Origin of the sequence: Granulicoccus phenolivorans DSM 17626 = NBRC 107789 = JCM 15570 (genome assembly GCF_000423085.1) — a bacterium.
In the GTDB taxonomy this organism is placed as follows: Bacteria; Actinomycetota; Actinomycetes; order Propionibacteriales; family Propionibacteriaceae; genus Granulicoccus; species Granulicoccus phenolivorans.
This window is the reverse complement of record NZ_AUHH01000039.1, coordinates 16,356-41,864: the sequence shown is the minus strand read 5'-3', so window position 1 is coordinate 41,864 and position 25,509 is coordinate 16,356. Positions and strand designations below refer to the sequence as shown.

21 protein-coding genes are annotated in these 25,509 nt (G+C 68.8%); 20 read left to right on the top strand and 1 reads right to left on the bottom strand.

Annotated elements, in window-relative coordinates:
• The first annotated feature begins 1,165 nt into the window (after positions 1-1,165).
• Positions 1,166-2,125 (top strand): LysR family transcriptional regulator, encoded by a 960-nt coding sequence (locus G531_RS22895; protein WP_051215542.1) that lies wholly within the window; start codon positions 1,166-1,168, stop codon positions 2,123-2,125.
• Positions 2,126-2,237: 112 nt separating this feature from the next.
• On the opposite strand, the gene G531_RS0114635 is transcribed toward G531_RS22895, so the two are convergent.
• Entirely contained in the window at positions 2,238-3,602 is a 1,365-nt protein-coding gene (locus tag G531_RS0114635; RefSeq protein ID WP_245630525.1) for an isochorismate synthase, read from the bottom strand.
• A 228-nt stretch (positions 3,603-3,830) separates the two neighbouring features.
• Here G531_RS0114635 and G531_RS0114630 point away from each other — a divergent pair, with 228 nt between their 5' ends.
• The 19 genes from G531_RS0114630 (at position 3,831) to G531_RS22875 (ending at position 25,295) form a co-directional block, all read left to right on the top strand.
• Positions 3,831-4,193, top strand: coding sequence for an NADH-quinone oxidoreductase subunit A (locus tag G531_RS0114630; protein WP_026927825.1), 363 nt, complete (start codon positions 3,831-3,833; stop codon positions 4,191-4,193).
• A gap of 36 nt (positions 4,194-4,229) precedes the next feature.
• Positions 4,230-4,787, top strand: coding sequence for a NuoB/complex I 20 kDa subunit family protein (locus G531_RS0114625; RefSeq protein WP_026927824.1), 558 nt, complete (start codon positions 4,230-4,232; stop codon positions 4,785-4,787).
• A complete protein-coding gene (locus tag G531_RS0114620) occupies positions 4,784-5,500 on the top strand; it encodes an NADH-quinone oxidoreductase subunit C (protein ID WP_026927823.1) in 717 nt (238 codons plus the stop codon). The genes G531_RS0114625 and G531_RS0114620 overlap by 4 nt, the downstream gene beginning before the upstream one ends.
• Positions 5,500-6,921: an NADH-quinone oxidoreductase subunit D gene (locus tag G531_RS0114615; protein ID WP_081684154.1), complete on the top strand. Its 1,422-nt coding sequence runs from the start codon at positions 5,500-5,502 to the stop codon at positions 6,919-6,921. The genes G531_RS0114620 and G531_RS0114615 overlap by 1 nt, the downstream gene beginning before the upstream one ends.
• Entirely contained in the window at positions 6,918-7,658 is a 741-nt protein-coding gene (gene nuoE, locus G531_RS0114610; protein ID WP_026927821.1) for an NADH-quinone oxidoreductase subunit NuoE, read from the top strand. The genes G531_RS0114615 and nuoE overlap by 4 nt, the downstream gene beginning before the upstream one ends.
• Positions 7,655-8,977, top strand: a complete 1,323-nt coding sequence (gene nuoF, locus G531_RS0114605; RefSeq protein WP_026927820.1) for an NADH-quinone oxidoreductase subunit NuoF — start codon at positions 7,655-7,657, stop codon at positions 8,975-8,977. The genes nuoE and nuoF overlap by 4 nt, the downstream gene beginning before the upstream one ends.
• The gene (locus G531_RS0114600) at positions 8,977-11,433 is read left to right on the top strand and encodes an NADH-quinone oxidoreductase subunit G (RefSeq protein WP_026927819.1); all 2,457 of its coding nucleotides are present in this window, start codon (positions 8,977-8,979) and stop codon (positions 11,431-11,433) included. The genes nuoF and G531_RS0114600 overlap by 1 nt, the downstream gene beginning before the upstream one ends.
• 5 nt (positions 11,434-11,438) lie before the next feature.
• The gene (nuoH, locus tag G531_RS22890; RefSeq protein ID WP_051215543.1) at positions 11,439-12,797 is read left to right on the top strand and encodes an NADH-quinone oxidoreductase subunit NuoH; all 1,359 of its coding nucleotides are present in this window, start codon (positions 11,439-11,441) and stop codon (positions 12,795-12,797) included.
• An 8-nt stretch (positions 12,798-12,805) separates the two neighbouring features.
• Complete coding sequence (gene nuoI / locus G531_RS22885; RefSeq protein ID WP_428829752.1) at positions 12,806-13,432, top strand: NADH-quinone oxidoreductase subunit NuoI; 627 nt, start codon at positions 12,806-12,808, stop codon at positions 13,430-13,432.
• 2 nt (positions 13,433-13,434) lie between these two features.
• Positions 13,435-14,376: an NADH-quinone oxidoreductase subunit J gene (locus G531_RS22880; RefSeq protein WP_081684155.1), complete on the top strand. Its 942-nt coding sequence runs from the start codon at positions 13,435-13,437 to the stop codon at positions 14,374-14,376.
• The gene (nuoK, locus tag G531_RS0114580) at positions 14,373-14,687 is read left to right on the top strand and encodes an NADH-quinone oxidoreductase subunit NuoK (protein ID WP_026927818.1); all 315 of its coding nucleotides are present in this window, start codon (positions 14,373-14,375) and stop codon (positions 14,685-14,687) included. The genes G531_RS22880 and nuoK overlap by 4 nt, the downstream gene beginning before the upstream one ends.
• A 10-nt stretch (positions 14,688-14,697) precedes the next feature.
• Positions 14,698-16,638 carry an NADH-quinone oxidoreductase subunit L gene (gene nuoL, locus G531_RS0114575; RefSeq protein ID WP_026927817.1) on the top strand — a complete coding sequence of 647 codons (1,941 nt, stop codon included), beginning with the start codon at positions 14,698-14,700 and terminating at the stop codon, positions 16,636-16,638.
• 13 nt (positions 16,639-16,651) lie between these two features.
• Complete coding sequence (locus G531_RS0114570) at positions 16,652-18,178, top strand: NADH-quinone oxidoreductase subunit M (protein WP_026927816.1); 1,527 nt, start codon at positions 16,652-16,654, stop codon at positions 18,176-18,178.
• Positions 18,178-19,824: an NADH-quinone oxidoreductase subunit NuoN gene (nuoN, locus tag G531_RS0114565; RefSeq protein WP_026927815.1), complete on the top strand. Its 1,647-nt coding sequence runs from the start codon at positions 18,178-18,180 to the stop codon at positions 19,822-19,824. The genes G531_RS0114570 and nuoN overlap by 1 nt, the downstream gene beginning before the upstream one ends.
• Before the next feature lie 104 nt (positions 19,825-19,928).
• Positions 19,929-20,858 carry a polyprenyl synthetase family protein gene (locus G531_RS0114560; RefSeq protein ID WP_373277317.1) on the top strand — a complete coding sequence of 310 codons (930 nt, stop codon included), beginning with the start codon at positions 19,929-19,931 and terminating at the stop codon, positions 20,856-20,858.
• A gap of 24 nt (positions 20,859-20,882) precedes the next feature.
• Entirely contained in the window at positions 20,883-22,289 is a 1,407-nt protein-coding gene (locus G531_RS0114555) for an amidase (protein WP_026927813.1), read from the top strand.
• The gene (locus G531_RS0114550; protein ID WP_026927812.1) at positions 22,286-23,221 is read left to right on the top strand and encodes an alpha/beta hydrolase; all 936 of its coding nucleotides are present in this window, start codon (positions 22,286-22,288) and stop codon (positions 23,219-23,221) included. Before G531_RS0114555 ends, G531_RS0114550 begins: the two co-directional genes overlap by 4 nt.
• Positions 23,218-24,594 (top strand): hypothetical protein, encoded by a 1,377-nt coding sequence (locus G531_RS0114545; RefSeq protein WP_026927811.1) that lies wholly within the window; start codon positions 23,218-23,220, stop codon positions 24,592-24,594. The genes G531_RS0114550 and G531_RS0114545 overlap by 4 nt, the downstream gene beginning before the upstream one ends.
• A complete protein-coding gene (locus tag G531_RS22875) occupies positions 24,591-25,295 on the top strand; it encodes a DUF6320 domain-containing protein (RefSeq protein ID WP_145978754.1) in 705 nt (234 codons plus the stop codon). The genes G531_RS0114545 and G531_RS22875 overlap by 4 nt, the downstream gene beginning before the upstream one ends.
• The last annotated feature ends 214 nt before the right edge of the window (positions 25,296-25,509 follow it).

The following is a 25,509-nucleotide window of genomic DNA, read 5'->3' as shown; positions in this document are numbered from 1 at the left end:
CCCGGCGACCGTGTCCAGTGCGCCACCGGCAGCACGCCGCTCAACGTAACGCTTCACCGTGTGGTGCGAACAACCGGCCAGCTCCCCGGCATCACGTAACGACCCGGTCAGGTCGTAGGCATCCAAGATTTCCATGATTTCCTCGGCAGACTTCAAGTTGTCCCTCCTCAGGGCGACGGGCGCTTCAGCACCGCCGATCGCACCTGAGGAGGGGCCTCAACCGTGGGAACCGGTGAGGCATACGACTTCGTGTCGGGCAGATCTCGTGACCGTCAGCGGGCAATCCTCATGTCCGCTACCAGGCAGCTTCGTGACCGTCTCCGGGCAGTCTCTCGTGGCCGCCGACACCGTCGGCCTGACCGCTTCCCGCGATGGCTATCTCGGTCGGGTACCTTCCCGCGATGGTTCCGGCCATGCCGCGATGCGCCAACCTTCTCGCGGGTGTTGCAGTAGGTGCGGGAAGATGTTCCGCCTGCGTGATGATCAAGTCCGTCGCGGGAAGGTCCGGGCCGGAGGTTCCGTCGCGGGAGGGGCACCGGCCGCAGGTTCCGTCGCGGGAATGGGCCCGGCCGGAGGTTTCGTCGCGAGAATGGGTCCGGCCGAAAGGTCCAGCGCGGGGAGGCAGGTGAGGGAGGATCGCCCCTTAGCTGCAACACGTGCCTGGGGCAGCTCTCGGCCGGATGCCATCCAGCGATCGCTCCGTCGGCCTGACCGCTTCCCGCGATGGCTATCTCGGTCGGGTGCCTTCCCGCGATGCTTCCGGCCATACCGCGATGCGCCAACCTTCTCGCGGGTGTTGCAGCAGGGGCGGGAAGATTTTCAGCCTGCGTGATGATCAAGTCCGTCGCGGGAGGGGCACCGGCCGGAGGATCCGTCGCGGGAGGGGCGCCGGCCGGAGGATCCGTCGCGGGAGGGGCACCGGCCGGAGGGTCCGTCGCGGGAGGGGCACCGGCCCGAGCTTCCGTCGCAGGAACGGGCCCGGCCGAGGGATCCAGCGCGGGAACCGTCCCGGACCGCCGGATTTCGCCACACGCCACACGCCCCACGCCACGAGACCAGCGCCCCGGACCCGGACCCGCATCGAATCTCGCCGGGTCGCCATGTCCAGAATCCAAAACCCCGCCCCGACCCAAAGTATTTGGAATAGCATGATTAACTATTCTTTATGGATACGAAGCTGCTCGAGGTGTTCCTGGCCGTCGTCCACGCGGGCAGCATCTCCGGTGCCGCCCGCCGACTGGACTTCTCCCAGCCCGCGGTCTCCCAGCAGATCAAGGCGCTGGAAAAGGTCATGGAGACCGAACTGTTCAGCCGCGAGGGCGGCCGGATCCACCTCACCCCGGCCGGGGAGGCGCTGCAGGGCTACGCCGAGCAGACGCTCAGCTCCTGGCGATTCGTCCGCGAGCAGGTACGCCGCGTCGCCGACGGGGAAGTGCTGACCCAGATCACCCTCGGCTCCTTCCCCTCGGCCAACGGAGTCCTGCTGGCCGAGGCCGCCGCGGACCTGCTCAGTACCGACCCCAGCCTGCGGATCAAGCTGATCGACACCGAGCCACCGGCCAACTTCGACCTGCTCCGCTCGGGCCAGTGCGATGCGCTGCTCACCTTCGGCTACCCCGACGACGAGGTGGCCCGCGGCTTCGTCGAACTGCCCCTGCTGCACGAAAAGTACGTGCTGCTGGTCCAGGAAGGTGCCGAACTGAGCACCAGGTCCAACGCGCCGCTGGAAGCCGCCGCTGACGAATCCTGGGTCGGGGGCTGTCCGAAGTGTTCCCATGAACTCGCCCTGGCCTGCCGGGACCGGGGCTTCGTGCCGAAGGTGTTGTGCTCCACCGACGATGCCGCGATGACCCACAGCCTGGTCTCCCACGGAGTCGGCGTCGCGATGCGGCCCGCGCTGACCACCATCGGCCAGCGCCGCGCCGGAGTATCGGTGATCGAGATCGATCACGGCCTGAGCCGGATCGTCTCCCTGGTGATTCCCGCCGACCGGGTCAGCGATCCCGCGATCCAGGCCCTCTACCAGGCCTTGCGCCGATCCACCCAACACCTGGTCGAACTCGACCAGCGCGGCCTGATCACGCCGCTGCCCGAACCCGCCGACCTGGTCGCCACCGCGGTCTGAGCCCCGCGCGCATCAACCCTCGAGCGCATCGCGCAGATCAACTCTCGAGCGCATCGCGCGCATCAACTCTCGAGCGCATCGCGCGCATCAACTCTCGAGCGAGTCGCGCATGCTAACTCTCGAGCGCGTCGCGCATGGGCACCAGCTTGGCCACCGTCTCCGACAGCTCGGCCTCGGGTTCGGACTCGGCCACGATGCCGCACCCGGCGAACAACTGGGCCCGATTGCCCTCCAGTCGGCCGCAGCGCAACGCGATCGCCCACTCCCCGTCCCCGGCCGCATCCACCCAGCCGACCGGCCCGGAGTAGCGGCCCCGGTCCAAGTGCTCCAACTCCGCGATCATCGCCCGCGCGGCCTCGGTCGGTGTACCGCACACCGCCGCCGACGGATGCAGCGCCCCGGCCATCGCCAGCGCACTGGCATCCCCACGGGCCACCGCGGTCACGTCGCTGGCCAGGTGCAGCACATTCGGCAGGGTCAGCACGTAGGGCACATCCGGCACGTTCATTCCGGTGCAGTACGGCGCCAGCGCCCGGGCCACCGAGGCAACCGCGTACTCGTGCTCGGCCAGGTCCTTGCTCGAGGTCGACAGCGCCGCGGCCAACTGCAGGTCCGCCGCCTCCGAGGAAGTACGCCGGATCGTGCCGGCCAGCACCCGGGAGGTCGCCAGACCCTCCTCGCGCCGGATCAACATCTCCGGGGACGCACCGATCATGTCGTCGACCTGGAACGTCCAGCACTGCTGGTACGCCGCGGCGAGTCGGGTCAACGCCCAGCGCGGATCGATCGGACCCTCCGCCTCGGCCCACAGATCCTTGGCCAGCACCACCTTGGCCAACTCACCACCCTGGATCCGGGCCACCGCCTGGGCCACCACACCTTCCCAGGCCGGGCCGGACAAGGCACCGTCGGAATAGCGGATCTCCCCGGGCGGCCGCGGCGCCTCGACCGTACGCGGGGGCAGGTCGGTCCCGGTGTCGGTGGAACCGATCCGGGTGATCCACGACACCCCCTGGCGTCGGCCGATGATGATCTCGGGCACCACCAGCACCGAACTCCGCTCGGTGTTGCCGGGATCGAAGGTGAACGAACCGAAGGCCAACGGCCCGATCCCGGGCAGCGCGGCCAGATCGACCCCGGAATCGGGATCGGGCACCACATGATGATCGAGGCGATCACTCAGCGCCCGCCACCACCGGTCGGCCTCGGCCATGTCGATGAACTCGCGCCGGATCAGCCGGCCGATCCCGACCATTCCGTCGCCGCGGCGCAGCCACAGCGTGCCGCCGACGCCGGAATCGCTCCCGCCGGAATCGCTCCCGCCGGAATCGCTCCCGCCGGAATCGCTCCCGGCGGAATCGCGCCCGGCGGCGGGGAGCCAGGCCAGCAGATCCCCGGGATCGGCGATCGCGACCGTGCGGGCCGGGATCGGGCCGGCCGGCAGGTCAGCTGTGGATCGCAGGTCCGCTCGGGTCACGCCCCACAACATAGTTGAGGCCGGTGCCCCTGCCCGGTGCCGTCCAAGGGCGGGTCAGTAAGGCGAGCCTCACCCAATAACGAAACCGTGGTCTTGCGTTATCTGATCGAGATTCCCCTAGTCAGAGCGCATTTCAAGAACTTTCGGGGGGTTGTCACGCGCACCCGGCCGACGGTCTAGACTGACCGCGCATGCCCGTGGAGTCGGCAGCCAAGGAGAGGGTTCCGGATGAGTGCCATCTATACGCCCCTGATCGTGATGATCGCGGTCGCGGCGGCGTTCTGTGCGGTCGGTCTGCTGGTCACCATGCAGATCGGTCCCCAGCGATACAACCGCGCGAAGTACGACTCCTACGAGTGTGGGATCGAGCCCACCCCGCAGCCGATCGGCGGCGGGCGGTTCCCGGTCAAGTACTACCTGACCGCCATGATGTTCATCGTCTTCGATATCGAGATCGTCTTCCTCTATCCCTGGGCGGTGAAGTTCGACATGCTCGGCCTGTTCGGCTTCTGGGCGATGTTGGTCTTTGTGGCGACCGTGTTCGTGGCCTATCTCTACGACGTCCGCCGTGGCGGCCTCGACTGGGACTGACCGGCGTGCCCGGTACTGAACGGAAGGAAGCCTGACATGGGTCTGGAAGATAACCTCCCCGAGGGGATCGCCCTCACCAGCATCGAAGCGGTTGCGGGGTGGATGCGCAAGACCTCGTTCTGGCCGATCTCGTTCGGCCTGGCCTGTTGCGCCATCGAGATGATGAGCTACGGCGGTCCCCGGGCCGACGCCTCGCGTTGGGGCCAGGAGGTGTTCCGCGCCTCCCCGCGCCAGTCCGACCTGCTGATCGTGGCCGGTCGGGTGAGCCAGAAGATGGCCCCGATCGTGCGCCAGGTCTACGACCAGATGCCCAACCCGAAGTGGGTGCTGGCAATGGGGGTGTGTGCCTCCTCCGGCGGCATGTTCAACAACTACGCCATCGTGCAGGGCGTGGACCACATCGTCCCGGTCGACATCTACGTGCCCGGCTGTCCGCCGCGTCCGGAGATGTTGATAGACGCGATCTACAAGCTCAAGGAGCAGAAAGTCATGCACACCCCGATCGGCCCGAACGCGATCAACGCTACGGCCGAGGCCGAACGGGCGGCGCTCGAGGCGCCCGCGACCAGCGAGATGCGGGGTCTGCTGCGATGACCTCCGACCAGACCCCGGCCACCCCCGACAGCGGCGGGCAGGACCTGGCGCAGGCCCGGGCGCCGCGTCCGGAGGAGCGCCGGTTCGCCGACAAGCACGGCTCCTGGGGCCGTCAGGGCGGCCCGGCCGACACCTCCGGTTACGACGGTCTGGTCCGCCCCAGCGTCGAGCCGGCGACCGCGGTACGCCCCTACGGGGGCTGGTTCGACGCGGTGGTCGATGTGTTGAACGAGCTGGTCCCCGGCGCGGTCACCCGCGTCCTCACCCAGGGTGGCGAGCTCACCCTGGAGATCGCCACCGGTCTGCTCACCGAGACTGCCCGCGCCCTGCGGGACGACCCGCGGCTGCGCTTCGAGGGCTGCATGTCGGTCTCCGGGGTGCACTACCCCGACCATGTCGGCCATGAGCTGCACGTGGTCTACAGCCTGCAGTCCTACACCCACCGCCATCGGATCCGGCTGGAGGTGATGGTCCCCGACGACAACCCGCACGTGCCCTCGGTGGTGCCCACCTACCCCGCTGCGGACTGGCACGAGCGCGAGACCTGGGACATGTTCGGCGTCATCTTCGACGGGCATCCGGCGCTGACCCGGATCCTGATGCCCGACGACTGGTACGGCCACCCGCAGCGCAAGGACTACCCGCTGGGCGGCATCCCCGTCGAATACAAGGGCGCCACCATTGCGCCGCCCGACGAGCGCAGGAGCTACTGATGAGCGATCAGACCCCCACCGCGGACCCGACCCGGACCGACCCGTACGAGGTCCCCGAGGACGCCGACCGCGGCGACACCTCCGACGACCGCCCCGACTACCTGGGCGGTGTCGGTGATGCGGCCGAGGGCACTGTCTACACCGCCTCCGGTGGCGATTGGGACGAGATCGTCGCGTCCCAGGCCGAGCGTGGCGACGAGCGGCTGGTGGTCAACATGGGCCCCCAGCACCCCTCCACCCACGGCGTGCTCCGGCTGGTGCTGGAGACCGAGGGGGAGACCGTCACCAGCCTGCGCCCGGCGATCGGTTACCTGCACACCGGCATCGAGAAGTCGATGGAATTCCGGTCCTGGACCCAGGGCGTCACCTTCTGTACCCGGATGGACTACCTGATGCCGTTCTGGAACGAGGCGGCGTACTGCCTCTCGGTCGAGCGGCTGCTGGGGATCGAGGACGACATCCCCGAACGCGCCAAGGTGATCCGGGTGATGCTGCTCGAGCTGAACCGGATCTCCTCCCATCTGGGTGGCATCGGCCCCTCCGGGATGGAGATCGGAGCGCTGACGGTGATGACCGCCGCGCTGCGGGAACGCGAAATGCTGCTCGACATCTACGAGGCGATCACCGGGCTGCGGATGAATCACGGCTTCATCCGGCCCGGCGGGGTCGCCAACGATGTCGGCAAGGCCGAGATCGCCGAGGTCAGGAACTCGCTGAAGTGGATGACCACCCACACCCGCGAGATTCTGACCCTGGTCGAGCACAACCCGATCTTCAAGGGCCGTTACTCCGGGGTGGCCCACCTCGACCTGGCGCAGTGCATGGCGATGGGGGTCACCGGGCCGATGCTGCGCAGCACCGGGTACGCCTGGGACCTGCGCAAGGAGATGCCGGTCCTGGACTACGAGACCTACGACTTCGACGTGATCACCCGCGACACCTGTGACGCCCACGGGCGGTTCATGATCCGCTTCGACGAGATCTGGGAATCGATGAAGATCGTCGAACAGTGCCTGGAGCGGCTGGAGAAGCTCGAGGGCGCCCCGTTCATGGTCGATGATCCGAAGATCGCCTGGCCGGCGCAGCTGGCCATCGGCAATGACGGCATCGGCAACTCCAACGAGCACATCAAGCACATCATGGGCGAATCGATGGAGGCCCTGATCCATCACTTCAAGATCGTCACCGAGGGCTTCAAGGTGCCGGTCGGGCAGGCGTACGTGCCGCTGGAATCGCCCAAGGGTGAACTCGGCGCGCACGTGGTCTCCGACGGTGGCACCCGGCCCTGGCGGGCCCACTTCCGGGACCCGAGCTTCAACCATCTGCAGGCGATGCCGATGATGACCGAGGGCGGCATGCTCTCCGACGTCGTCGTCGCCATCTCGACCCTCGACCCGGTGCTGGGAGGCGTGGACCGATGAGTGCTTTCCAGTCCCATTTCGAGGTCTCCGGTGGGGTCGACATGACCGACACCTCGACCAACATCACCGCCGAGACCGTGGAGGAGATCCGCGAGATCGCCGCCCGCTACCCGCAGGCGCGCTCGGCCCTGTTGCCGGCGCTGCACCTGGTCCAGTCGGTCGACGGCCGGATCTCCCCGGCCGGGATCGAGGTCTGTGCCGACATCCTCGAGCTGAGCACCGCCGAGGTGTCCGGGGTGGCCACCTTCTACACGATGTACAAGCGCAAGCCGGTCGGCAAACACCTGGTCGGGGTCTGCACCACCGCCCTGTGCGCCATCATGGGCGGCGACCACGTGCTCGCGGCGCTGCAGGAACACCTGGGGATCGGCAACGACGAGACCACCGCCGACGGCCAGATCACCCTGGAGCACATCGAGTGCAACGCCGCCTGCGACTACGCCCCGGTGATGATGGTCAACTGGGAATTCTTCGACTACATGACCCCGCACAGCGCCATTGAGCTGGTCGACGCGCTGGTCGCCGACAACCCGGTGGCCTCCCCGCGCGGTGCCGAGATCACGTCCTGGCGCGCGGCCGAACGGGTGCTGGCCGGCTTCCCCGACGGGCGCGCCGATGAGGGGCCGACCGCCGGGGACGCTTCCCTGCTCGGGCTGCGGATCGCCCGCGAACACGGCTGGTCGGCACCCGTTCCGAACGTCGCCGCCGACAACCAGACCGAGGAGGCTGCGCAGTGACCGATCTGCTGACCCCCGTCCTGAGTGCGAACTGGGACATCGACCGGGCCTGGACCCTGGCGGTCTATGAGAAGAACGGCGGCTACCGCGCGCTGCGCAAGGCACTGGAGATGGCGCCCGACGACATCGTCGGGGCCGTCAAGGACGCCGGTCTGCGTGGCCGCGGCGGGGCCGGCTTCCCGACCGGGGTGAAATGGTCCTTCCTGCCCAAGGACAACCCGAACCCGCGCTACATCGTGGTCAATGCCGATGAGTCCGAACCGGGCACCTGCAAGGACATGCCGCTGCTGATGGCCAGCCCGCACACCCTGGTGGAGGGGCTGATCATCTCCTCCTTCGCGGTGAACGCGCACACCTCCTTCATCTACGTCCGCGGGGAAGTGCTGCACATCACCCGCCGGTTGCAGCAGGCCGTCAGTGAGGCGTACGCCAAGGGCTACCTCGGCCGCAACATCCTGGGCTCGGGCTTCGACCTCGACATCATCGTGCACGCCGGCGCCGGGGCGTACATCTGCGGTGAGGAGACCGCGCTGCTCGACTCGCTCGAGGGACGGCGCGGGCAACCGCGACTGCGGCCCCCGTTCCCCGCGGTGGCCGGGGTGTACGCCAGCCCGACGGTGGTCAACAACGTCGAATCGATCGCCTCGGTGCCCAGCATCATCGACAACGGCGAGGCCTGGTTCGCCTCGATGGGCACCGAGAAGTCCAAGGGCATGACGATCTACTCGCTGTCCGGCCACGTCGCCAACCCGGGCCAGTTCGAGGCGCCGATGGGGATCACCCTGCGGCAGCTGCTCGAGGTCTCCGGGGGCATGCGCGCCGGGCACCAGCTGAAGTTCTTCACTCCGGGTGGCTCCTCGACCCCGCTGCTGACCGCCGAACACCTCGACATGCCGCTGGACTATGAGGGCCCGATGGCCCAGGGGTCGATCCTGGGCACCAAGGCGCTGCAGTGCTTCGACGAGACCACCTCGGTGGTCCGCAGCACCCTGCGCTTCGTGGAGTTCTACAAGCACGAGTCGTGCGGCAAGTGCACCCCTTGCCGGGAAGGCACCTGGTGGCTGGTGCAGCTGCTGGCCCGGCTGGAGGCCGGCCAGGGGGTCGAGGGCGACATCGAGAAGCTGCTCGACCTGTGCGACAACATCGGCGGCCGCTCCTTCTGCGCGCTGGCCGACGGTGCTGTGGCCTGTGTCACCTCGGCGATCAAGCACTTCCGGGACGAGTTCGAGCAGGGCTACCACACCCCGGCCTGGGAGCTGTTCCCGTACGAGAAGAACTGCCTGTTCGAGGCGGCACCGATGAAGGTGGGGGCGCACTGATGACCGAGGTTGCCAACAAGACCGACGAGGTCACCTGCACCATCGACGGGATCGAGATCTCGGTGCCCAAGGGCACCCTGGTGATCCGGGCCGCCGAACAGCTCGGGATCCAGATCCCGAAGTTCTGCGACCACCCGCTGCTGGACCCGGTCGGCGCCTGCCGCCAGTGCATGGTCGATGTGACCGATGACGGACGCGGCCGGCCGATGCCGAAACCGCAGGCCTCCTGCACGATCACCTGCATGCCCGGCATGCAGATCGAGACCGGGCACGTCTCCGCCAAGGCCGAGAAGGCCCAGGCCGGGATGCTGGAATTCCTGCTGATGAACCATCCGCTGGACTGCCCGATCTGCGACAAGGGCGGGGAGTGCCCGCTGCAGAACCAGTCCCTGTCCAACGGGGCCGCCGAATCGCGCTACGACGGGGTGAAGCGCACCTTCCCCAAGCCGATCAACGTGTCCAAACAGATCCTGCTGGACCGCGAACGCTGCGTGCTGTGCGCCCGGTGCACCCGCTTCTCCGAACAGATCTCCGGAGACCCGTTCATCGCCCTGGTGGAGCGCGGCGCGCTGCAGCAGGTCGGGTTCTACGAGGACCAGCCGTACAACTCCTACTTCTCCGGCAACACCATCCAGATCTGCCCGGTCGGGGCGCTGACCTCGGCGAAGTACCGCTTCCGGTCCCGGCCGTTCGACCTGAAGTCCCAGGTCACCACCTGTGAGCACTGCGCCTCCGGGTGTGAACTGCGGGTCGACCAGCGTCGCTCGGAGGTGCTGCGCCGCTATGCCGGCGACGCGCCCGAGGTCAACGAGGAGTGGAACTGCGACAAGGGCCGCTTCGGCTTCGAGTACGGCCGCGGTGAGGACCGGATCACCCGCCCGCTGATCCGCGAGGGCGATGTGCTGCGGCCGGCGTCCTGGCCCGAGGCGATCAACGCCGCGGTCCGCGGGCTGCAGCAGGCCGGGGCCGCGGGCGACCACCCCTACGGGGTGCTGACCGGGGGCCGGCTGACCGTCGAGGACGCCTACGCGTACGCCAAGTTCGCCCGGGTCGCGCTCGGCACCAACAACATCGATTTCCGCTCCCGCCCGCACACCCCCGAGGAGAGCGCGTTCCTGGCGCAGGCGGTGGCCGGCACCGGGCTCGGCACCAGCTACGCCGACCTGGAACACGCCGCCACCGTGCTGCTGGTCGACCTGGAACCCGAGGACGAATCCCCGATGGTGTTCCTGCGGCTGCGCAAGGCGTACCGCAAGAACCGCACCCGGGTCTTCACCCTCGCCCCGTACGCCAGCGCCGGCACCCGGAAGATGGGCGGCACCGTCCTGCCGACCGTGCCGGGCACCGAGGCGGACGTGCTGGACCACCTGGACCCGACCGAGGTCCCGCTGGACGCGAACTCGGTGGTTCTGGTCGGGGAGCGCGCAGCGACCTCACCGGGTGCTCTCACCGCGGTGCTCGATCTGGTCCACCGCACCGGCGCCAAGCTCGCCTGGGTCCCGCGGCGGGCCGGCGATCGGGGCGCGATCGAGGCCGGCTGCCTGCCGAACCTGCTGCCCGGCGGGCGCCCGGTGACCGATGCGGCCGCCCGCGTCGACGTCCGCGCCGCCTGGGGCACCGACGCGCTGCCGAGCACCCCCGGCCGGGACGGGGATCAGATCCTCGCCGCGGTCGCCGCCGGGGAACTCAAGGCCCTGGTCGTCGCCGGGGTGGAACCGGCCGATCTCCGCGCACCGGCGACCGCGCTGGCCGCCCTGGAGAACGTCGACTTCCTGATCAGCCTGGAAACCCGGATCAGCGAGGTCACCGCCCGCGCCGACGTGGTCTTCCCGGTCTCCCTCTTCGAGGAGCGCGAGGGGACCTTCCTGGACTGGGAGGGCCGGGAACGCCCGGTCCACCCCGCGGTGCCGACCACCCAGGTGATGAGCGATCTGCGGGTTCTCGCCGCGCTGGCCGATGCGCTGGGCACCGACCTGGGCATCCGGTCCGCGGCCGAGGCGCGGACCGAGCTCGCCGAGCTCGGGGTCTGGGCCGGCGCCCGCCCCGACGCCCCGAACGCGGCCCCGCTGCAGCAGGTGCGGCCCGGCCCCGGCGAGGCGATCCTGGCCAGCTGGCGGGAACTGATCGACGATTCCCGCGGCACCGACCACGCCGGGGAGTTGCTGGCGACGGCGCGCCCGACGGTGATCCGGATGAACCTGGACATGGCCAACGGGCTGCGCGACGGTTCGCCGATCAAGGTCGCCTGGGGCGAGGGACAGATCACCCTCTCCCTGGAGATCGCCAGTGACATGGTCGACGGGGTGGTGTGGGTGCCCCGGCACCCGCTGAGCCGTGGCACCGAGCACGCGTCGCTGGGTCGCCTGGGCGCGATCAACGGCGAACTGGTCCGGATCTGGACCGATGAGACCGATCCCGCCTTCCCGGCGGGTGGGAACGAGGGAGACCCGCGATGATCCCGATGCTGACCAGTGCCGAAGTCAGTGCGCTGTTGCGTGACGATCCGTGGTGGATGTACCTGCTCAAGGCCGTCGTACTGCTGGTCTACCTGCTGCTGTGGGCCCTGTTCAACGTGGTCTTCGAGCGCAAGCTGGTGGCCAAGATGCAGGACCGGATCGGCCCGAGCTTCAACGGTCCCAACGGCTGGGGTCAGTCCCTGGGCGACGGGATGAAGCTGATGCTGAAGGAGGACTTCCGTCCGAAGAACTCCGACAAGTGGGTGTTCAACCTGGCCCCGTACCTGATCGGCATCCCGGCCTTCTCGATCATGGCGGTCATCCCGTTCGGTGGAAAGGTCACCATCTTCGGGGAGGAGACCGTCCTCCAACTGACCGATACCCCGGTCAGTGTGCTGGTCATCCTGGCGCTGGCCTCGGTCGGCATCTACGGCGTGGTGCTGGCCGGCTGGTCCTCGGGCTCGTCGTACTCGCTGCTGGGCGGCCTGCGCTCCAGCGCCCAGATGATCTCCTACGAACTGGCGATGGGCCTGTCCTTCGTGGCGGTCTTCATGTACGCCGGCTCGATGGCGACCTCCGACATCGTCAACGCCCAGCAGCAGCCGATCCAGATCGCCGGCTTCACCATCCCGGTGGAGGGCTGGTTCTGGTTCCTGCTGCTGCCCTCCTTCGTGATCTACCTGATCGCGATGGTCGGGGAGACCAACCGCGCCCCGTTCGACCTGCCCGAGTGTGAGTCCGAACTGGTCGGTGGCTTCCACACCGAGTACTCCGGCTTCCGCTTCGCGATGTTCTTCCTCGCGGAGTACCTGAACATGGTCAACGTCTCCGCGGTGGTCGTGACCCTGTTCCTGGGTGGCTACCACTTCCCGTTCGAGCGGGCGATCGCCTCGCTGAACATCGGCTGGCTGAACGACTACGTGATCCAGAACGCCTGGCTGCAGCCGATCTGGCTCACCCTCAAACTCGTGCTGTGCATCTGCCTGTTCGTCTGGCTGCGCGGTTCGCTGCCCCGCTTCCGCTACGACCAGTTCATGGCGCTGGGCTGGAAGGTGCTGATCCCGGTCTCGCTGGTGTGGATCATGCTGGTCGCCCTGGTCCGGCTGATGCAGGGCAACAACGTGCTGATCCTGCTCGGGGCTGCCGCGGTGGTGCTGCTGCTGGTCCTGGTGATCGACGGCTTCCGCAAGGAACCCGATGCCGAGGAGGAAGCCGACAGTGCCGCGCTGTCGGCAACCCCGTTCGACCCGTACGCCGGCGGCTACCCCGTACCACCGATGCCCGGCCAACAGGTGCCGGAACTGGCCGGGGTCGTCCCGGGTGAGACCGAGACCCGGGGCACTGAGGAGAGGGCTGATTCCTGATGGGATTTCTGGATGACTGGGCCGGTTTCGGCGTCACCTTCCGGACGATCTTCCGCAAGAAGTTCACCGAGGCGTACCCGGCCGGGCCGCGTACGGTCAAGCCCCGCTTCCACGGCCGGCACCAGCTGAACCGCTGGCCCGACGGGCTGGAGAAGTGCGTCGGGTGCGAGCTGTGCGCCTGGGCCTGCCCCGCGGACGCGATCTACGTCGAGGGTGCCGACAACGTCGAGGGCAACAACGTCTCGCCCGGCGAGCGGTACGGCCGGGTCTATCAGATCAACTATCTGCGCTGCATCCTGTGCGGGTTGTGCGTGGAGGCCTGCCCGACCCGGGCCCTGACGATGACCCACGAGTTCCGGCTGTCGGACTACACCCGGGCCGACATGATCTACGAGAAGCAGGATCTGCTCGCCCCGTTGCTGCCCGGGATGGAGGAGCCGCCCCACCCGCGTCGCCTCGGCGATGACGAGAAGGACTACTTCCTGGCTCTGCCGCCGTCGCCGGACCCGGCCACGGTGGAGAACATCCCGGTCCCGGTGCCCGATCTCAAGGGCAAGTCGTGGAAGGCCTCCTGGCGTCCGGAGGACGAGAAGTCAGAACGCGGCAGTGACTCCAGCAGGAAGGGCAAGCACTGATGATGCTCCCCATGGTGACCGCGGGTGAGGTGGCCTTCTGGGTCCTCGCCCCGGTCATGATTCTCGGTGCCATCGGCATGGTGCTGTTGCGCAAGCCGGTCCATTCCGCACTGTGTCTGGCGGCAGTGATGATCTGCCTCGCGGTGCAGTACTTCTCGCTGAACGCCCCGTTCCTCGGGGTGGCGCAGATCATCGTCTACACCGGCGCGGTACTGATGCTGTTCCTGTTCGTGATGATGCTGATCGGTGTGGATGCCACCGACTCGGTGGTCGAAACGATCCGGGGCCAGCGGGTCGCGGCGACCCTGGCCGCGGTCGGGTTCGTGATCCTGGTCGTGCTGGCCGCCGGCCAGGTGATGATCGGGAACAAGCTGCCGCTGAGCAGCCCCGAACTGCCGGTCCAGCTCAGCACCTTCCAGGCCCAGGACACGATCGGGCAGATCGCGTACTTCGTGTTCGTCCGCTACGTCTTCGTGTTCGAGCTCACCTCCGCGCTGCTGATCGTCGCCGCCGTCGGCGCGATGGTGCTGGCGCACCGGGAGCGGTTCGTGGAGAAGATCAGCCAGCGCAGCCTGGCCGAACAGCGGATGCGCAGGTACGCCGAGACCGGCGAACACCCGGGTGCCCTGCCCGCGCCGGGGGTGTACGCCCGGCACAACGCGATCGACGCGCCGGCGCTGCTGCCCGACGGCTCGATCGCGGAGACCTCGATCTCGCCGACCCTGGCCGCCCGGGGCAGTGTGGCCGACGTCCACCAGATCGCGGCCGCCGCGGATCGGGTCCGCGCGGCCATCGACGGCGGCGACCCGATCATCACCAACCATCCCGGCGCCGCGGCCCTGGAATCGGGGCCCGCCGGCACCGCCGGCGAACTCGACCGGGGTACCGGGACACCGGACGCGACCGAGCCCGGCCCGGCCGACCAGCGGAAGGACGAGCAGTGAGTCCCGAGAACTACCTGATCCTGTCGGCGATCCTGTTCTCCATCGGGATCTTCGGCGTGATGGTCCGCCGCAATGCGCTGGTCGCGTTCATGTCCATCGAGCTGATGCTGAACGCGTCCAATCTGGCCCTGGTGACCTTCTCCAACATGCACGCGGGGAACTCCGGCTTCGTCCTGGACGGGCAGATCTTCGCGTTCTTCGTGATGGTGGTCGCCGCGGCCGAGGTCGTGGTCGGGCTGGCGATCATCGTGTCCATCTTCCGTACCCGTCGCTCGGCCTCGGTCGATGACGCGAGCCTGCTGAAGTTCTGAGGGAATGACGATGGACCTGTCGCACACGATCATGTTCTCCTACGCCTGGCTGCTCATTGCGATCCCGCTGGCCGGCGCCACCATCCTGCTGCTGCTCGGCAGCGCGGCGAAGAAGTGGGGCCACTGGCTCGGGACCGCCGTGGCCCTGGCCTCCTTCGTCTACGGCGCCTGCCTGTTCGCCGAGATGTTCCTCGCCCCGGCCGAGCAGCGCGCCACCGACGTACCGGTCTACACCCTGATCGACGTGGGCACCTGGCACGTCACCTTCGGGCTGCTGATCGATCAGCTCTCGGTGCTGTTCATCCTGCTGATCACCGGCGTCGGTTCGCTGATCCACATCTACTCGATCGGGTACATGGCCCACGACGAGCGCCGCAGCCGGTTCTTCGGGTACCTGAACCTGTTCATTGCCGCGATGCTGCTGCTGGTCACCGCCGACTCCTACCTGCTGATGTTCTTCGGCTGGGAGGGGGTGGGCCTGGCCTCCTACCTGCTGATCTCCTTCTGGCAGGAGCGGCCCGCCGCGGCCGCGGCCGGCAAGAAGGCCTTCGTGATGAACCGGATCGGTGACCTCGGGGTGATCCTGGCGATGTCGCTGCTGTTCACCACCGTCGGGTCGGTCCAGTACAGCGAGGTCTTCGCCGCGGCGAACCGGATCCCGGTGGCGACCGCGACCCTGATCGGCTTCTTCCTGCTGCTGGGCGCCTGCGGCAAGTCGGCCCAGGTTCCGCTGCAGGCCTGGCTGCTGGACGCGATGGAGGGCCCGACCCCGGTCTCGGCCCTGATCCACGCCGCGACCATGGTGACCGCTGGGGTCTATGTGATCACCCGCTCGGGGGCGATCTTCGACCATGCGCCGGCCGCGGCGACCGGGGTGGTGATCGTCGGCACGGTGACCATGCTCGCCGGTGCCTGGATCGGTACCTCCAAGGACGACATCAAGAAGGCCCTGGCCGGATCCACGATGTCCCAGATCGGCTACATGATGATGGCCGCCGGGATCGGGGGGCCGGCGTACGCGTACGCGATCTTCCATCTGCTGACCCACGGCTTCTTCAAGGCCAACATGTTCCTCGGCGCCGGCTCGGTGATGCACGGGATGGACGACGACGTGAACATGCGTCGGATGGGCGGGCTGGCCAAGTTCATGCGGATCACCACGGTGACCTTCGCGATGGGCTACCTGGCGATCATCGGCTTCCCGCTGTTCTCCGGCTTCTTCTCCAAGGACCACATCATCGTGGCCGCGTTCGGGTACAACCCGGTGATCGGCATCTGCGCGATGATCGGTGCCCTGATCACCGCGTACTACATGACCCGGATGATGCTGCTCACCTTCTACGGCAAGCGCCGCTGGGTCGAGCCGCAGGAGGCCAACCCGAACCGGCTCCCGGTCCGGCACCCGCACGAGTCGCCGCTGACGATGACCATTCCGCTGATCGTGCTGGCGCTGTTCTCGATCGGGGCCGGCCTGCTGATGAACCACTGGATCGGCCAGTGGCTGCATCCGGTCACCGACCCGGCGCACCCGCACGAGGTCACCTTCGGCGAGGGGCTGATCGAGGCTTTCACCAACCCGCTGGCCTGGATCACCCTGGTCCTGGTCGCCATCGGTATCGGCCTGGGCTGGCTGGTCTTCGGCCGCAACCGGGACATTCCGCTGGAGGCGCCGCGGCCGAACCTGGCCGAGCAGATCGGGCGCAACGACCTCTACGGCGATGCGATCAACAACGCCGCGGTGGTCCACCCGTTCCTGGCCGGGACCGAGGGGGTGGCCAAGGCCGACGAGGGGATCATCGACGGCGTCGCGGTCGGCAGTGCCGGCGTGATCGGTGGCCTGTCCACCCAGCTCAAACGTGCCCAGACCGGATATGTCCGTAGCTATGCAGTGACCATGACGGCCGGCGTCATCGTGGTCGGCCTGGTACTGATCCTCGGCCAGTTGGCCTGAGGGAGGAGTCGACGTGAGTTTTCCCCTGCTGACGGTCCTCGCCGTGCTGCCCCTGTTCGGGGCGGCGGTGCTGCTGATCGTGCCGAAGCCGATGGCCCGCCAGGTCGGGCTGGTCTTCGCGCTGGCGACGCTGGTGCTCGGTGTGGTGACCGCCCTGCTGGCCACCGTCGGTGGCCGCGACTTCTCCGAGACCCTGGTCTGGATCAAGACGTTCGGCGCGCACTGGGCGCTCGGCCCGGTCGACGGGCTGGCGCTGGTGATGGTGCTGGCCACGGTGATCCTGGTCCCGTTCCTGCTGATTGCCGAGTGGAACACCGTCGACCTGGACGACAAGTGGTCCGCCCGGATCTACTTCGCCCTGGTCCTGGTGACCGAGTCGCTGGCGCTGTTCGCGTTCCTGGCCAACGACCTGCTGCTGTTCTACGTCTTCTTCGAGGCGACGCTGATCCCGATGTACTTCCTGATCGGTGGCTTCGGCGGCAAGCGACGCGGGTACGCCGCGATCAAATTCCTGCTGTTCGGCCTGGGCGGCGGTCTGATTATGCTGGCCGCGGTGGTCGGTGCCGGGGCGATGTCGGCCAGGCAGGGAACCCTGAGCCTGCTCTACTCCGACCTGCGCCTGGTCGACTTCAACAACGGCTTCGGGATGGCGATCTTCGTCTGCTTCCTGATCGCGTTCGCGCTGAAGAACCCGATGGTGCCCTTCCACACCTGGCTGCCGGACGCGGCCGAGGAGGGTACGCCGGGCAGCTCGGCGCTGCTGGTCGGCGTGCTGGACAAACTCGGCACCTTCGGCATGATCCGGGTCTGCCTGGAACTGTTCCCCGACGCCAGCCGACAGGCCGGCCAGATCATGGTGCTGCTCGGCCTGATCTCGATGATCTGGGGGGCGATGGCCGCGATCGCGCAGAAGAACCTGATGCGGATGATCGCGTTCACCTCGGTGAGCCACTTCGGCTTCATCGTGATCGGGATCTTCTCCTTCACCACCGTCTCGCTGAGCGGTGCCATGTTCTACATGTTCGGGCACGCCTTCTCCACCGCGATCCTCTTCCTCGCCGCCGGCTTCCTGGTCCGGCGCCGGGGGACCGCGGAGATCGCGGCGTACGGCGGGGTGCAGAAGGTGGCCCCGATGTTGGCCGCGGTGTTCCTGATCGGCGGCCTGTCCTCCCTGGCGCTGCCCGGGTTCTCCAGCTTCGTCGCCGAGTTCATGGTGATCGCCGGCTCCTTCGCCCGCCATCCGATCCTGGCCGGGATCTCCAGCATCGGCGTGGTGCTGTCGGCGATGTACATCCTGGGGACCTATCAGAAGGTATTCACCGGGCCGGTCACCGACCAGGTGGTCAACACCTTCGGCGCCGATACTCGCCGGGACCTCTCCTGGCGGGAACGGATCGCGGTCGGACCGCTGATCGCGCTGCTGCTGTTCTTCGGGTTCTTCCCGCAGCCGCTGCTGGCGCCGATCGCCGACACCGCCGCGACCACGATGCACCAAGTCGGATTGGCTGATCCGACCCCGACGCTGAAGGGGAACAACTGATGAACGGTCTTCCGGCTCCCGCACTCGGCTATGTCGAGCTGCTGCCGCTGATCATCCTGTTCGCGATGGCCTGCGTCCAGGTGCTGGTCGAGGCCTTCGCGCCCCGCCGGGTCCGGTTCAATCTGCAGCTCGCGCTGGGGATCCTCACCATCCTGGCCGCCCTGGCCGCCGCGATCGCGAACCTGGTGCGGCTGGCACCGGCGCTGTCGGCGTACAACCAGGGCACCGCCACCCAGCAGGGCAGCTCGCTGAACCCCGGCATCAAGGTCGCCGTCGGCTCGATCGCGGTCGACGGTCCGGGCCTGATGTTCACCATCCTGCTGCTGGTGCTCGGCCTGTTCGCCGTCCTGGTGATCGGGGAACGCAAACTCGGCAACGGGGTCTCCGCGTTCACCGCGCAGGCTGCGGCCACCCCGGGCAGCCCGGCCGAACGGGAGGCGATCGCGGCCCGCAACGAGCACACCGAGATCTTCCCGCTGTTCACCTTCGCCCTGCTCGGCATGGTGGTCTTCGCGACCAGCAACGACCTGCTGACGCTGTTCGTCGGCCTGGAGATCATGTCCCTGCCGCTGTACCTGATGGCCGGCATGGCCCGGCGGCGACGGCTGCAGTCGCAGGAGGCTTCGCTGAAGTACTTCCTGCTGGGCGCGATGTCCTCGGCGATCTTCCTGTACGGCATTGCGCTGCTGTACGGCTACTCCGGCAGCCTGACCCTGGGCGGGATCGCGGACGCGATCGACGCCAACCACGGCTACCAGGGCGGCCTGCACGACGGGCTGCTGCTGGCCGGCATGGGGCTGATCGCGGTCGGACTGCTGTTCAAGGTGAGCGCGGTGCCGTTCCACTCCTGGACCCCCGACGTATACCAGGGGTCCCCGACCGCGGTCACCGGCTTCATGGCCGCCTGCACCAAGGTCGCCGGCTTCGCCGGGATGCTGCGGGTGTTCTACGTCGCTCTGGGTGCGCAGTCGTGGAACTGGCAGCCGCTGCTGGCCGTGATCGCGGTGCTCACGATGGCGGTCGGTGCGATCCTCGCGGTCACCCAGACCGACGTGAAGCGGATGCTGGCCTACTCCGCGATCGCCCACGCCGGCTTCGTGCTGACCGCGGTGACCGGTGCCGCACAGCCGGAGAACGGCATGGTCCGGGCGGGGCAGTTGAGCTCGGTCTCGGCGATCGTGTTCTACCTGCTGGCGTACGGTATCGGGACGCTGGGCGCCTTCGCAGTGGTGACCATGGTCCGCGACGACAACGGCGAGGTGACCGACCTGGCCGGCTGGCGCGGCCTGGCCCGCAAGAGCCCGATCGTGGCCTCGGTGTTCGCGATCTTCCTGCTGAGCTTCGCCGGGATCCCGCTGACCGGTGGCTTCATCGGCAAGTGGTCGGTCTTCGTGGCCGCCTGGCAGGGTGGGTACGCCTGGCTCGTCGTCGTGGCGGTGCTGATGTCGCTGATCGCGGCGTTCTTCTACCTGCGGGTGATCGTGGTGATGTTCTTCACCGAACCCGATTCCGACACTCGCGTGGTGATGCCGAGTTGGCTGACCCTCACCACGGTCGCGGTAGGATGCCTTGCCACCGTGATTCTGGGTATTCTGCCCGGACCGGTATTGAACCTGGTTGCCCTGGCGCCGAGCTTTATCCGCTGAGCGCGCTCGCGGCCACCGCCGAGAGGAGAAGCGTGCTGCCCCATTCCGAGGCCGTTCGCGCCGACGCTGTTGGCGATCCCGCCTTCACCGAGCAGGTTCGGTCGCTGCTGGGGGTGATCGAGGAGCGGCTGCTGGCCACTGCCACCGCCGATACCCCGATGGTCACCGAGGCCGCGCAGCACATCATCTCCGCCGGGGGCAAGCGGTTCCGGCCGCTGCTGGTGATCCTGTCCGCGCAGTTCGGGGAGGAACCCGATCGCGACGATCTGGTCCGCGCGGCGCTGGTGATGGAACTCACCCATGTGGCGAGCCTGTACCACGATGACGTCATGGACGATGCCGACACCCGGCGCGGGGCGCCGGCGGCGAACCGGCGCTGGCAGAACTCGGTGGCGATCATGGTCGGCGATTTCCTGTTCGCCCGGGCCTCCAGCACCGTCGCCGAACTCGGCACCGAGTTCGTCAGTCTGCAGGCCAAGACGTTCGCGCGGCTGGTCCAGGGCCAGATCGCCGAAACCGTCGGCCCGAGCGAGGACGCCGACCCGCTGGGGCATTACCTGCAGGTGCTGGAGGACAAGACCGGCTCGCTGATCGAGGCCTCGGCGATGTTCGGAGCCATGGTGTCGCGGGCCCCGGCCGAGACCGTGGAGGCGTTGCGGCGCTTCGGCGCCGAGATCGGGATGGTCTTCCAGCTCTCCGACGACCTGATCGACATCACCTCCGACGCCACCGGCAAGACCCCCGGCACCGACCTGCGCGAAGGGGTGTGGACCCTGCCGACCCTGTTGGTCCGCGCCTCGGTGGACCCCGCCGACGACGAGCTCAAGGCCCTGATCGCCGCGGCCCCGCACGAGGAGGCCGCCCACGCCGAGGCGCTGCGCCGGTTGCGGCTGCACCCGGCGATCGCCCGCGCCCGGGCCGAGGTGGAGCGCCGGGCCGCGATCGCCCGGGAAATCCTCAGCCCGCTGCCGCAAGGGCCGGCGAAGTCGGCGCTGCTGGAACTGTGCGATCAGGTGGTCACCCGCTCGCAGTAGTGGGGCAACTGGAACACTGGGGCCATGGACGATGCTGACCTTGCCGCGCTGAGTGCCCTGGACCTGGCTGCCACGATTCGGCGCCGGGAGTTGTCGATCCCGGAGGTGACCGAGGCCGCCCTGCGGCGCGCCGCGGCCGACGAACTCGGTGCCTTCGTCCATCTGGCCCCCGACTGGGCCACCACCCGGGCCCGAGCGCTGCAGGAACTGCTGGATCGCCCGGACTTCACCCCCGGCCCGCTGTTCGGCGTACCGCTGCCGATCAAGGACCTGAACCAAGTGGTCGGGATGCCGACCCGGTTCGGCAGCCCGGCTCTGCCGGAGTATCTGCCGCAGGCCGACGACGGGATCGTCCGCCTGCTCGCGGAGGCCGGGACGGTGGCGCTCGGGAAGACCACCACCCCGGAGTTCGGGCTGCCCTGCTACACCGAACCGGAGAATCAGCGACCGGCCCGGACGCCCTACGACCCGACCCGGACCGCGGGCGGCTCCTCCGGCGGTGCCGCGGTGGCGGTGGCGACGCAGATCGTCCCGATCGCCCAGGCCTCCGACGGCGGCGGCTCGATCCGCATCCCGGCCGCGTGCTGTGGCCTGGTCGGCCTCAAACCCAGCCGGGGCCGGGTCAGCCCCGGACCCCTGGGCGTGGACGGGGTGGCGCTGAGCACCGCCGGCGTACTCACCCGGACCGTACGCGACACCGCGGCCGCCCTGGACGTGCTGGCGCACCGCTGGCCGGGGGACACCTTCACCGCGCCGCGGGAGGCGAGCTTCCTGGCCGCCTGTGACGTGCCGGTCGCACCGCTGCGGGTCGGGGTGCTGACCGATCCGGTGATCGCTGCCGACGCGCCGGTCCACCCGGAGGCGAAGGTGGCCGTCGCGAAGACCGCGCAGGCCCTGGCCGACCTCGGCCACCGGCTGGAACCGGCCCCTGTCCCGTTCCCGGCCGAACAGTGGGACGCCTTCGAGGCGATCTGGGCCGTCGGGGCGCTGGGTGCCCCGGTCCCGCCGGAGAACGAGCACCTGCTGCGCCCGCTGACCCGCTGGCTGCGGGACAAGGGGCGCACCATCAGCGGCGACACGTACGCCCGGGCGGTCAACTCCGCGCAACAGACCACCCGCGGCGCGGCCGAGGCCTGGGCCGACTTCGACGTGGTGATCATGCCGACCCTGGCGCAGCCACCGGCCCGGATCGGCGAACTGCGCAACGACGCGGACCCGGCCCGCGACTTCGCGGACCAGACCCGCTTCACCCCGTGGACCTCGGTGTTCAACATCACCGGCTGGCCCGCGATCAGCCTGCCGGTGCACACCGCCGCGATCGACGGGGTCGTCCTGCCCTTCGGCGCCATGCTGACCGGGAAACTGTTCGACGAGGCCCGCCTGCTCGCCCTGTCGGCGCAGTTGGAGGCGGCCGGAGTCTTCGCCCGATGAAGGTTCCTCGGCCGGTCAGTGCGGTGCTGAGCCTGTTCGCCGCTCCGCGGATCAGTATGCGGGAGGACTACCGGATGGTCCGCCTCGCCCAACGCGCCCTGTCCCGACCCCGGTTGCCGTCGCCGCGGCTGCACGACACCACCGTGCGGGGTGCCGACGGGCACGACATCCGGGTCCGGATCTTCCTGCCCAAGGTGCGCATCCACCGGGAGGTGCTGGTGTTCTTCCACGGTGGTGGCTGGGTGATCGGGGACGTGGACAGCTACACCACCACCTGCACCACGATGGCCGAACTCACCGGCCGGGTGGTCTGCTCGGTCGACTACCGGCTGGCCCCCGAACACCCGTTCCCGGCCGGGCTCAACGACTGCCTGCGGGTCACCGAACGCCTGCTCGCCGAGCCGTCGCTGCTGGGCGCCCGGGGACCGGAAGAGGTGATCCTGATCGGCGACTCCGCCGGCGGAAACCTGGCCGCGGCGGTCAGCCTGGTGCTGCGGGCCGAGGGGAGCGCGCTGCCCGGGGCCCAGATCCTGTTCTATCCGGTCACCCAGTGGGACCACGACCCGCAGACCAGCCCGTACGATTCGGTCCGCGAATACGGGACCGGGCTGCGGCTGACCAACGCCGAGGTCGATGACTACGTCGCGATGTATCAGCCCGATCCCGACCGGCGTACGGATCCGCTGGTCTCCCCGTTGGCGGCGCCCGATCTGTCCGGCCTCCCGCGTACGCTCATCGTGACCGCGGAACTCGACCTGCTGCGCGATGAGGGGGAAGCCTTCGGGGCGGCCCTGCAGGCGGCCGGCACCCCCGCCCGGGTCGAGCGGGTCGCCGGCGCCCTGCACGGCTTCATCAGCCTGCCCCGGATCGCCCGCCCGGTGCAGGAGGGCTATGACCACGTGGTGCTGTTCCTGGCCGATGAGGACACATGAAGTGGGTCCGGCTCGACAACTCCGCCAACATCTTCCTGGCCGCGCGCAACCAGATCGACACCAAGGTCTTTCGGCTGAGCGCCGAACTGGACGAGGAGATCGATCCGGCCGTGCTGCAACAGGCCCTGGACGTGGTCTTCGAGCAGTACCCGTTGTTCCGGGCCGTGCTGCGCCGCGGGGTGTTCTGGTACTACCTGCAGGAGTCGGCGCGGACCCCCACCGTGGTCGCCGATGATGCGCCGACGGTCACCCACCTGTATCGCTTCGACAGCCGGGAACTGCTGTTCCGGGTGCTCTACCGGGGACGCCGGATCTCCCTGGAGATCTTCCATGCGCTGACCGACGGGACCGGATCGCTGTGGTTCTTCCAGGACCTGCTCACCGAGTACGTCGGGCGGCGCCATCCGGAGTACTTCGATGCGGCCGGCGCCGCCCAGCCGGACCCGGGGGTGAAGCAGGAGTTCGCCGTCGACGCGTACACCCACTGGTTCCGGGCCGGGACCGGGCGTACCTCGTTCGCGGCGGACGCGGCCAGCGCGGCGGAGTCGGCCGCGGAACTGGCCGGGGTGGACCCCGATGCCGCCCCCGGACCCCGCCGGCGTACGCCCCGGCTGCGCGGGGTGATGCGGGTCCGCGGCGTGCACAGCCCCGACCTGCGCACCCGGGTCGTCGAGGTCACCCTCCCGGTGCAGCCGGTGCTCGCGCTGGCCCGCGCCGAAGGGGTCTCCCTGACCATCTACCTGACCGCGGTCTTCCTCGGCGCGCTGCTCGCGGCCCGCCGGCCCCGCCGCGGGGAGCGAGCGATGACGGTGTCGGTCCCGATCAACCTTCGGCAATTCTTTCCGACCGATTCCGGCCGGAACTTCTTCGCCACCACCCTGCTCACCCACCATCTCCCCGAGGCCGGTACCGACCGGCCCGTCGTGCTCGGCGACATCTGTCGGGAGCTGGACGAGCAGTTCCGGCCGACGCTGTCCCGGCAGTGGCTGGAGCGCCGGATCCGGCGCCTGGTCGGCTTCGAGCGCAACCCGATCCTCCGGGTGATCCCGCGGCCGCTGAAGGACCGGGTGCTGAGCCTGGCGAATCGGCTGACCAACCGGGGGACCACCGCGGCGATGTCGAACCTGGGTCGGGTCAGCCTGCCCGAACCGGTGGCCGCCCATGTCGGTCGGATCTTCTTCCATGTCTCGGCGATCCGGCCCCAGTTCTGCATGATCAGCCACCGCGACCAGTTGACGGTCTCCTTCACCAGCCCGTTCGTCGAGACCGACTATCACGCCGCGTTCGTCCGGCACTTCACCGGTCGGGGAATCCCGGTCACGGTGAACGTGACCCGGGTCACCGAGGGCGAAATTGCGGCGGCGCCGCGATGAGCGGGCACTGTCCGTCCTGCGGCGCCGACGTGGAGGGAACCTGGCAGGCCTGCCCACTGTGCCGGGTCGGCCTGGTGGCCGCCTCGACCGGGACCCCGGACGCCGCCGAGGTGACCCCGGCCACCCAGGCCGCCCCGGAGGCCTTTCCGGCCGCGCCGCTGCGGTTCCACCGCCGCAAACTGCGCCGGCTGCTGATCGTGGCCTCGGTCGCGGTCGTGGTCGCCTCGTTCCCGGTGCAGCTGGCGCTGCCGGACCTGGTCGGACCGGTACGGACCGTCTGGCTGTCGGTGGCGACCCTGTGGCTGGTGGTCCTGGCCACCGCGACCCGGCGCCGCAACGTCGGCAGCCTGGTGGTCTGGCTGGTGGTCCTGCTGTCACTGGCCGCGGCCGCCTGGGACCTGGTCACCGGCGGACCGGCCTGGGCGACCACCTGGGCCATCCCGGCCATCTGCACCTCGGCCAATCTCGCGCTGGGGATCGTGATCTGGGTGGTCCGGCTGGATCCGGCCGAACACCTCGCCAAGCTGGCCCTGGTGCTGCTGTTCGGCCTGGTTCCCGGCCTGTTCGTGATCTTCGGGTGGGTGAGTGTGGCGCTGCCGTCCCTGGTCTGCGTCGGGTTCAGTCTTGCGCTGCTCGCGCTGACCATCGTGCTGCGGCGCCGGGAACTGGGCCAGGCGCTGCACCGCCGACTCCAGGTCTAGGCGTACCGGCCTTTTCGCGCGCACGAACTTCGGCATTGCGCTGGACCAAGTGCGGGTGCGGGTGAAATCCTGCTCGGTAGCGAAGGGGAGTAGTTCCCGCCCGCACTGCGGGTACGCGGCTGCGTCGACATGCTGGCGATCTCGATGATCCGCCCGGCGCACCACCTCGGGAGTCCTGGGGCGAGCGAGACCTTCGGCCACGACCGTGGCCGAA

What these genes read in the sequence shown, in the direction of transcription:
- G531_RS22895 (WP_051215542.1), top strand. Translation starts at nt 1,166, where the DNA reads ATGGATACGAAGCTGCTCGAGGTGTTCCTGGCCGTCGTCCACGCGGGC.
- G531_RS0114630 (WP_026927825.1), top strand. Translation starts at nt 3,831, where the DNA reads ATGAGTGCCATCTATACGCCCCTGATCGTGATGATCGCGGTCGCGGCG.
- G531_RS0114625 (WP_026927824.1), top strand. Translation starts at nt 4,230, where the DNA reads ATGGGTCTGGAAGATAACCTCCCCGAGGGGATCGCCCTCACCAGCATC.
- G531_RS0114620 (WP_026927823.1), top strand. Translation starts at nt 4,784, where the DNA reads ATGACCTCCGACCAGACCCCGGCCACCCCCGACAGCGGCGGGCAGGAC.
- G531_RS0114615 (WP_081684154.1), top strand. Translation starts at nt 5,500, where the DNA reads ATGAGCGATCAGACCCCCACCGCGGACCCGACCCGGACCGACCCGTAC.
- nuoE (WP_026927821.1), top strand. Translation starts at nt 6,918, where the DNA reads ATGAGTGCTTTCCAGTCCCATTTCGAGGTCTCCGGTGGGGTCGACATG.
- G531_RS0114600 (WP_026927819.1), top strand. Translation starts at nt 8,977, where the DNA reads ATGACCGAGGTTGCCAACAAGACCGACGAGGTCACCTGCACCATCGAC.
- nuoH (WP_051215543.1), top strand. Translation starts at nt 11,439, where the DNA reads ATGCTGACCAGTGCCGAAGTCAGTGCGCTGTTGCGTGACGATCCGTGG.
- G531_RS22880 (WP_081684155.1), top strand. Translation starts at nt 13,435, where the DNA reads ATGCTCCCCATGGTGACCGCGGGTGAGGTGGCCTTCTGGGTCCTCGCC.
- nuoL (WP_026927817.1), top strand. Translation starts at nt 14,698, where the DNA reads ATGGACCTGTCGCACACGATCATGTTCTCCTACGCCTGGCTGCTCATT.
- nuoN (WP_026927815.1), top strand. Translation starts at nt 18,178, where the DNA reads ATGAACGGTCTTCCGGCTCCCGCACTCGGCTATGTCGAGCTGCTGCCG.
- G531_RS0114555 (WP_026927813.1), top strand. Translation starts at nt 20,883, where the DNA reads ATGGACGATGCTGACCTTGCCGCGCTGAGTGCCCTGGACCTGGCTGCC.
- G531_RS0114550 (WP_026927812.1), top strand. Translation starts at nt 22,286, where the DNA reads ATGAAGGTTCCTCGGCCGGTCAGTGCGGTGCTGAGCCTGTTCGCCGCT.
- G531_RS0114545 (WP_026927811.1), top strand. Translation starts at nt 23,218, where the DNA reads ATGAAGTGGGTCCGGCTCGACAACTCCGCCAACATCTTCCTGGCCGCG.
- G531_RS22875 (WP_145978754.1), top strand. Translation starts at nt 24,591, where the DNA reads ATGAGCGGGCACTGTCCGTCCTGCGGCGCCGACGTGGAGGGAACCTGG.